The organism is Petrocella sp., from assembly GCF_059865615.1.
This window is the reverse complement of record NZ_JCBCDA010000109.1, coordinates 1-7,664: the sequence shown is the minus strand read 5'-3', so window position 1 is coordinate 7,664 and position 7,664 is coordinate 1. Positions and strand designations below refer to the sequence as shown.

Here is a 7,664-nt window from a genome sequence, read left to right as displayed (position 1 = left end):
ACAAGGCGCTCGGGAGTATCTGAAAATTATGTCATATGTTGGCACTGCTCACAAGCAAGGTTACAATGCCTACGAAGCAATCAAAAATGCAATTTCAGGAACTCCAGACTTCATCTTTGACTAGAGGTTCTGAACAGTTACGCGAAAAGTATTAAAAGAAAATTGAAAAAGTGTAAATACTATTCACTCAACTTTCCCACTTGAAAACAAACTATAAACCCAATGTTTTCTAAGAAAGAGTTATACATTCACCTTCGTGAGGATAACAAGCACAAACTATTGGTTTATGGACAATCGTTTCATCTGGTGTGGCCATCAAGGTTAATCCGCTGCCTTTATGCCCCTTTTGTCTGCCTGGGTTTCTGCCAGTAGATGTATGCAAGCTTTTGGGATTTAGCTTGGCAAGACAGTCAGAAGATGGGGGCTTAGAACTATTTTTTGAATTCTTACCTAGTTGTTCTTTTAGTGCTTCAATAGTTTTTACTAACTCGGCTATGGTCTGAGTTTGCTTCTCAGAAGATGCAGCCATGACATCCATTGACTTTATCATGGAATCAATGGAATCACTCATGGATTGAATTGGTTGCTTTAATTCAGCATTTTCTTTGAGTAATTGATCCTTTGTCATAGCTTCACCTTCTCTCGTTTTTCATTACTTACATTATAATGAATATGAAAGGAAAAGGCGAATTTGTAAAAAAGAGTATTCGTCATAATGACGTGTTGATAACGTTAAAAAGTGTAAGCTAGATGAATGGATTTAGCCGTAAATACAAGGAGTTATCCACTGAAATAGCAATATTTAAGATGCTTTTTATCTGAAATTTTTATCATTAATACACTAAGGTGAAAATGGAAAATATCCACAGCCCTAAAATGGTGATTAAAAATTTTAAATTCAGCGATTTACACAATTTCTAAAAAATGTGTGAGGCGACTGAGTAGTTACAATAAAAGTTATTAACTGTGAAAAACAGAAATTACTAAAATATGAATACTGTTTACTTAAATGTCCATTCACAATTATCAGAATATATGTCTTTAATTAAATTCTTCCCCAATTTAATAGATAAAAGATTTATTAAATATGCTGAAGGTAATCTTTTAGAAGATTTGATTCTATATATATGTTGAGCTGAACATATTCCATTTGCAAGTTCTTGTTGCGTGAGTCCTTTTTTTATTCTGTTTATTTTTATGACTTCACCTACATTATAGGTGACTTGTTTTTTATTCATTTTTATCTCCCCCTAAATGAAATCTTATATATAATATTACATATAGATGTCTGCAAAAATAGACCAATTGATCTAGTATGTAAAAATGAAGTAGTAATTATATAAATAACTCAACATTCTCACTTATAAATCCACATTATTTTTATAGGAAAAGTTATAAAAATACGTTCCTTGACGTAAAAATGCACCCCAAATTTGATATAATGTAACTACGACGTTACCAAGGAGGTAGTAGGATGAACCCAATCATGAATAAACAACCTTTAGAATTTCAATGGCCAACACAAGATCCTTTTTTATTTTGTGTCCATCATTTGGATCTATATCCAAAAGGTAATAGCCATCAAGGACCGGCAGCATCACTTGAAGGCAGACGGCTTGGACAAGACTTTGACTCAGAAAATGACTGGAAAATGTATCATGGGCACCAAGTGCCGGGCTTTCCTGAACATCCACATAGAGGTTTTGAAACCGTGACAATTGTGATTGAGGGTTACGTAGACCATCATGATTCGTCAGGAGCTTCCGGTAGATATGGTGGTGGTGATGTTCAATGGATGACGGCCGGAAGTGGTATGCAACATGCCGAAATGTTTCCTCTGGTTCAAGATGAAAAAGACAATACATTGCATCTTTTCCAGATATGGTTGAATCTTCCTAGGAAAGATAAATTCGTAAAACCCCATTATAAAATGCTATGGCATGAAAAGATTCCTAAGCTTACCTTCGGAGAGGGAAGCTCTATGAGCGAGGTGACCATTATTGCAGGCGAATTTGACGGCCACAGAGCCCTTGAACCGGCACCGAATTCATGGGCAGCAGATCCGAGTCATCATGTTGATATTCTGTTGATCAAGATGGCGCCAGGCTTCACCCTCAATTTACCTCGAAAATCGGACACCATGATTCGTAACCTCTATTATTATCAAGGTGAGAGTATCCTGGTTAATGGCGAATCTATTCAATCCGGTCAATGTTTACAGATCGAGAATGTTGATATAGCCATCAAAAATGGTGAAGGTGAATCCTATCTATTGCTTTTGCAAGGAGAACCAATTGGGGAGCCTGTCGTACAATACGGCCCCTTTGTTATGAACAGTGAGAAAGAGATTCAAGAAGCTTATAGGGACTATCAAAAAACTCGATTTGGCGGTTGGCCATGGGATAGACCGGACCCAGTTAATGAAAGAGAGATAGGCAGAAGAGCTGTGTATGCTGACACAGGGTTAGAAACACCTCTTGACAAATGAATACGGTATCATTATACTTATTAAGTTAGATGAAAAAAGTGTTTTCGTATGTTATTGAAAGGCCTATAATGAAGCTTAGTATTTAGCCGGAAGGCACTTTTTTTGTGGACTTTGGAGGTGTCAACCTTCAGTTGCAAAAGATTTTTAGATAGAGGGATGAATTACAACAAAACAAATGATTCAGGAGGAAAGAAAATGAAAAAAGTAATATCAATGCTTATGTTAGGTATCATGTTATTGAGTGTCGCTTGTTCCGGTCCTACGGAAGAAGGGGGAGACACAACCTCAGAAGGTGGTGCGGTAGAAGTCATCAAGATTGGTGTATTTGAGCCAATGACCGGTGCCAATGCTGCCGGTGGAGAAATGGAAGTTGAAGGTATTCGTTTGGCCAATGAACTCTATCCGGAAGTTAACGGTATGAAGATAGAATTGGTTGTAGCGGACAACAAGTCAGACAAGGTTGAAGCGGCTAACGCAGCGGTGATGTTGATTGATAAGGAAAAAGTTAATGCAATCATCGGTAGCTGGGGATCATCCTTATCTATGGCGGCTGGACCAATCGTTCTTGAAAAACAAATCCCTACAGTTGCAGCATCGGCTACCAACCCATTGGTAACCATCGGAAATGAGTACTATCAACGTGTATGTTTTATTGATTCTTTCCAAGGTACTGTTATGGCGAAGTATGCTTTTGAAACCTTAGGCGCGAAAAAAGCAGCCATCATTCAAGAGATTTCAAGTGACTATTCTGTAGGACTTGTAAAGTACTTCAATGATGCATTTATTGAATTAACAGGTGATGCAGATGCCATCATCGGAACTGCAAACTATAGTACTGGAGATCAAGATTTCTCGGCACAACTCAGTAACATCAAACAACTGAATCCGGATGTCATATTTGCACCTGGTAACTATACAGAATCTGCTTTGTTAATTAAACAAGCTAGAGAACTGGGTATTACAACACCTTTTATTGGAGGGGATACTTGGGAAGCACCTGAGTTCTTAGAAATCGGTGGGGATGCTGTTGAAGGCGCTGCTTTTTCTACATTCTTTACAAGTGATGTTCCAATAACAAAAGAGTCAGAAACATTCTTAGATGCCTATAGAGCAAAGTATGATAAAGAGCCGGCATCAGTTACGGCACTTGGTTATGATGCATACTTAGTTATCCTAGATGCTATTAAGAAATCTGGGTCAACAGATCCTGTAGAGATACAAAAAGCATTAGCAACAACAACAGATTTTGAAGGCGCTGCAGGTATGATTACCCTTGATGAGAATGGTGATGCAGTTAAGAGTGCGGTTATCAAAATGGTTGAAGATGGTTTGTTTAAATACATGACAACAGTAGAACCAATAAAATAATAATCCAAATCAATGCATGGGGTGTTTCCCTATGCATTGATTTTTAATAAATTAAAGTATTAGACTAGATGTGCCTATGAATATAGGTTGTTTAATCTATCAAATCAAATTAAGGGAGAAGCTCTATGGATTTAGAACTATTTTTACAACAATTGGCCAACGCAATTTCCCTTGGAAGTCTTTATGCACTTTTGGCAATCGGTTACACAATGGTATACGGTATACTTAGATTGATTAATTTTGCCCATGGAGACATCTTCATGTTCGGTACTTATATGGCTTTTTATATGATGACAAGCTTTATGCTGCCTTGGGGTGCGGCTTTTATAATAGCCATAATCCTAACCATTGCCTTTGGTGTACTGGTTGAAAAGGCTGCATACAAGCCCCTTAGGAACTCGCCGAGAATGTCCATTATGATTTCAGCTATTGGTGCATCATTCTTGATTGAGAATTTGGCTATTGTGGTTTTTGGTGGACGGCCAAAATCCCTTCCGGTACCTGATTTATTTAATAGAATCATTCATATTGGCAACGTATCTGTTGTGAGTATCACATTTATCACACCCATTATTACAATGGTTGCTTTGGCTATACTTATGTTTATTGTTAATAAAACAAAAACAGGCATGGCGATGAGAGCGGTTTCCAAAGATTACGAAGCAGCTAGACTTATGGGGATTGATGTTAATTTTATTATTACGTTCACCTTTGCAATCGGTTCAGCATTGGCTGCAATTGGTGGTATTATGTGGGGTTTAAAGTACCCAAGTTTATTACCTTTAATGGGTGTTATGCCTGGACTAAAGTGCTTTATTGCAGCCGTAATTGGTGGTATTGGTGATATTCGAGGTGCTGTGATCGGTGGGTTTATACTTGGACTCATAGAGATTATGCTTATTGCTGTTTTCCCCGAGTTAACAGGCTATAGGGATGCTTTTGCATTTGTGCTTTTGATTGTCATTCTATTGGTTAAGCCAACAGGTATCATGGGCAAAAACATAGCGGAGAAGGTGTAATTATGAAAAATAGAAAAACACAACTAACCATTCTATTATTGATTATGACAATCGCAATGATTGCGATTTTAAACATAACATTGGATTCATATAAGATCAAGATATTTACCCTATGTGGCATTTATATTATTCTTGGCTTATCCATGAATCTTATTAATGGCTTCACAGGCCTATTTTCTTTAGGCCATGCCGGATTTATGGCGGTAGGTGCGTATGTTTCTGCTCTATTAACCATGAGTCCTGAGCTTAAAGATTCAGTTTTTTATGTGGCACCGATTAACCCTTTTATTAAAATGATTCAATTGCCTTTCCCTTTGGCACTTATTGTTGGTGGTTTGGCAGCAGCCGGGATTGCTTTTTTAATTGGGGCACCGGTACTAAGGCTTAACGATGACTATTTGGCCATTGCCACATTAGGATTTAGTGAGATTATTCGTGTTGTGATTACAAATACACAGACGTTGACTAATGGGTCTTTAGGTTTGAAGGGTATTACCCGTTATACCAACGCATGGTGGGCATGGGGCATCGCGATATTAACCATATTTTTTATGATTTGGCTGATCCATGGTATGTATGGAAAAGCCTTTAAAGCCATCAGGGAAGATGAGATTGCAGCTGAAGCCATGGGCATCAGTTTATTCAAACATAAAATGATGTCCTTTGTTATTGGTGCTTTCTTTGCAGGTGTTGGTGGTGGACTACTGGGCCATCTTATAGGCGCCATAGACCCCAATATGTTTAGATTTATTTTGACCTTTAATATATTGCTGATTGTCGTTCTTGGCGGCATCGGTAGCATTACAGGCACCATTATTTCCGCAACGGCAGTAACCATACTCATGGAAGTATTAAGATTTATCGAGAATCCGATTAATTTAGGATTTATTAATATTCCAGGTATCCCCGGCATGAGAATGGTTGTTTTTTCTCTAATGCTCATGGGTGTTATTTTATTTTATCCAAAAGGGCTTATGGGAAGGGCAGAATTCAACTGGGATTATTTCTTGAAAAAGAAATTCTTAAGAAACAGAAAAAAATCAGTTTAAAAGGGTGTGAACATTATGACGTTACTTAGGACAGATAAAATCACCATGCAATTTAGTGGATTGACAGCGGTTTTGGATTTGAATATTGAGATCAACGATAGGGAAATCATTGGCTTGATTGGCCCAAATGGAGCCGGTAAAACAACGGCTTTTAATATGATCACAGGTGTTTACAAACCAACCAAAGGTCAAGTGTATTATAACGATAAAGACGTAACCGGATTAAAGCCTCATGAGATTACAAAGTTTGGCATAGCCAGGACTTTTCAGAACATAAGACTTTTTAAGGAATTGAGCGTTCTTGACAATGTTATTATAGCCAGTCATTTAAGGTTAAAATCCAATTTATTTGGATCTGTTGTAAGAACACCTGGTTATCGAAGAGAAGAGCAAGAAATCTATGAAAAATCGATGGCACTTCTTAAAGATGTCGGTTTGGATGATTTGAAGGATGAGAAGTCATCGAACTTACCTTATGGTAAGCAAAGAAGACTTGAGATTGCAAGAGCCCTTGCAACAGATCCCCAATTATTGTTATTGGATGAGCCGGCAGCAGGTATGAATCCTCAAGAATCCCATGAGTTGATGGGCTTTATAAGAGAAATTAGAGACAAGTTTGACATTGCCATTCTGATGATTGAGCATCATATGCAAGTCGTCATGGGTGTATGTGAGCGGATTTATGTTCTAGATTATGGTGTGACCATTGCAGAAGGTCTTCCGGATGCCATACAGAATAATCCAAAAGTAATAGAAGCTTATTTGGGGGTGGACTAGATGTTAAGAGTAGAAAACCTAAACGTTCATTATGGTGGCATTCATGCCCTAAGAGGTATTACGTTGGATGTAGAGGAAGGCAAAATCATCAGCTTGATTGGCGCAAATGGTGCAGGAAAAAGTACGACCTTAAGAGCCATCATGGGTCTTGAAAAACCATCAAAAGGTAAGATCATATATAATGGGAAAGAGATAACAGGCAAACAAACCAAAGAAATAGTAAAATCAAATCTGGTACTGGTACCGGAGGGACGAAGAGTTTTTACCAATCTATCGGTAATTGAGAACTTGATTTTAGGATCTTATATAAGAAATGATGCAAAAGAAATACAAAAGGATTTAGATTGGGTATTTGAGCTCTTTCCTATATTAAAGTCAAGACAAGAACAAAAAGCAGGGACCATGTCAGGTGGTGAACAACAAATGTTGGCCGTTGGCCGGGCTCTTATGACCAAACCCAAATTATTGATGATGGATGAGCCATCTCTTGGACTGGCACCACTTATCGTGAAAAATATCATTGAAATTATAAAAAAAATCAATCAAGAGGGTGTAACCATCCTATTGATTGAGCAAAATGCCAAAGCTTCCTTAGAAATATCGGATTATGCTTATGTCCTTGAGACCGGTGAAGTATTTATGGAAGGTAAAGGCTTGGACTTGCTAAACAATGAAGAAGTAAAAAAAGCATATTTAGGCACGTAATCGATAAGTTGTATGAGAATTAGTGAAACTTTGTTTTAACCTTAACGGTTAAAGAAAAGGGCTTTCAGAAATCTGCAAGCCCTTTTTTCTACAATAATTAGTTTAAAATATTAACCATGGTTAAAGGGTCAAAACTAAGTTTCACTAAATTTACATACAATATATAGATTACGTTGATGCATTCATAACTATATATTGTATGCAAAAGTTCAACTATATAGTTTTGACACCTTAACCTTTATTAAATATGTTATGATA

8 protein-coding genes are annotated in these 7,664 nt (G+C 37.4%); 6 read left to right on the top strand and 2 right to left on the bottom strand.

What is annotated here, in order from left to right:
* Nucleotides 1–229 precede the first annotated feature (229 nt).
* Complete coding sequence (locus AC6F8J_RS11825) at nt 230–628, bottom strand: DUF6444 domain-containing protein (RefSeq protein WP_500723535.1); 399 nt, start codon at nt 626–628, stop codon at nt 230–232.
* 373 nt (nt 629–1,001) lie between these two features.
* Nucleotides 1,002–1,238: a helix-turn-helix domain-containing protein gene (locus tag AC6F8J_RS11820; RefSeq protein ID WP_500723534.1), complete on the bottom strand. Its 237-nt coding sequence runs from the start codon at nt 1,236–1,238 to the stop codon at nt 1,002–1,004.
* A 236-nt stretch (nt 1,239–1,474) separates the two neighbouring features.
* Between AC6F8J_RS11820 and AC6F8J_RS11815 the strand changes: the two genes are divergently transcribed.
* From AC6F8J_RS11815 to AC6F8J_RS11790, 6 genes are all read left to right on the top strand, one after another.
* Complete coding sequence (locus tag AC6F8J_RS11815; RefSeq protein WP_500723533.1) at nt 1,475–2,488, top strand: pirin family protein; 1,014 nt, start codon at nt 1,475–1,477, stop codon at nt 2,486–2,488.
* Between the two features lie 195 nt (nt 2,489–2,683).
* Entirely contained in the window at nt 2,684–3,856 is a 1,173-nt protein-coding gene (locus AC6F8J_RS11810) for an ABC transporter substrate-binding protein (protein WP_500723532.1), read from the top strand.
* A 125-nt stretch (nt 3,857–3,981) separates the two neighbouring features.
* A complete protein-coding gene (locus AC6F8J_RS11805) occupies nt 3,982–4,875 on the top strand; it encodes a branched-chain amino acid ABC transporter permease (RefSeq protein ID WP_275841102.1) in 894 nt (297 codons plus the stop codon).
* Nucleotides 4,876–4,877: 2 nt separating this feature from the next.
* Nucleotides 4,878–5,924, top strand: a complete 1,047-nt coding sequence (locus AC6F8J_RS11800; RefSeq protein WP_500723531.1) for an ABC transporter permease subunit — start codon at nt 4,878–4,880, stop codon at nt 5,922–5,924.
* Between the two features lie 15 nt (nt 5,925–5,939).
* A complete protein-coding gene (locus tag AC6F8J_RS11795; protein WP_500723530.1) occupies nt 5,940–6,701 on the top strand; it encodes an ATP-binding cassette domain-containing protein in 762 nt (253 codons plus the stop codon).
* Nucleotides 6,702–7,406: an ATP-binding cassette domain-containing protein gene (locus tag AC6F8J_RS11790; protein ID WP_500723529.1), complete on the top strand. Its 705-nt coding sequence runs from the start codon at nt 6,702–6,704 to the stop codon at nt 7,404–7,406.
* Nucleotides 7,407–7,664 lie beyond the last annotated feature (258 nt).

What these genes read in the sequence shown, in the direction of transcription:
- AC6F8J_RS11795 (WP_500723530.1), top strand. Translation starts at nt 5,940, where the DNA reads ATGACGTTACTTAGGACAGATAAAATCACCATGCAATTTAGTGGATTG.
- AC6F8J_RS11820 (WP_500723534.1), bottom strand. Translation starts at nt 1,238, where the DNA reads ATGAATAAAAAACAAGTCACCTATAATGTAGGTGAAGTCATAAAAATA.
- AC6F8J_RS11810 (WP_500723532.1), top strand. Translation starts at nt 2,684, where the DNA reads ATGAAAAAAGTAATATCAATGCTTATGTTAGGTATCATGTTATTGAGT.
- AC6F8J_RS11805 (WP_275841102.1), top strand. Translation starts at nt 3,982, where the DNA reads ATGGATTTAGAACTATTTTTACAACAATTGGCCAACGCAATTTCCCTT.
- AC6F8J_RS11800 (WP_500723531.1), top strand. Translation starts at nt 4,878, where the DNA reads ATGAAAAATAGAAAAACACAACTAACCATTCTATTATTGATTATGACA.
- AC6F8J_RS11825 (WP_500723535.1), bottom strand. Translation starts at nt 628, where the DNA reads ATGACAAAGGATCAATTACTCAAAGAAAATGCTGAATTAAAGCAACCA.
- AC6F8J_RS11790 (WP_500723529.1), top strand. Translation starts at nt 6,702, where the DNA reads ATGTTAAGAGTAGAAAACCTAAACGTTCATTATGGTGGCATTCATGCC.
- AC6F8J_RS11815 (WP_500723533.1), top strand. Translation starts at nt 1,475, where the DNA reads ATGAACCCAATCATGAATAAACAACCTTTAGAATTTCAATGGCCAACA.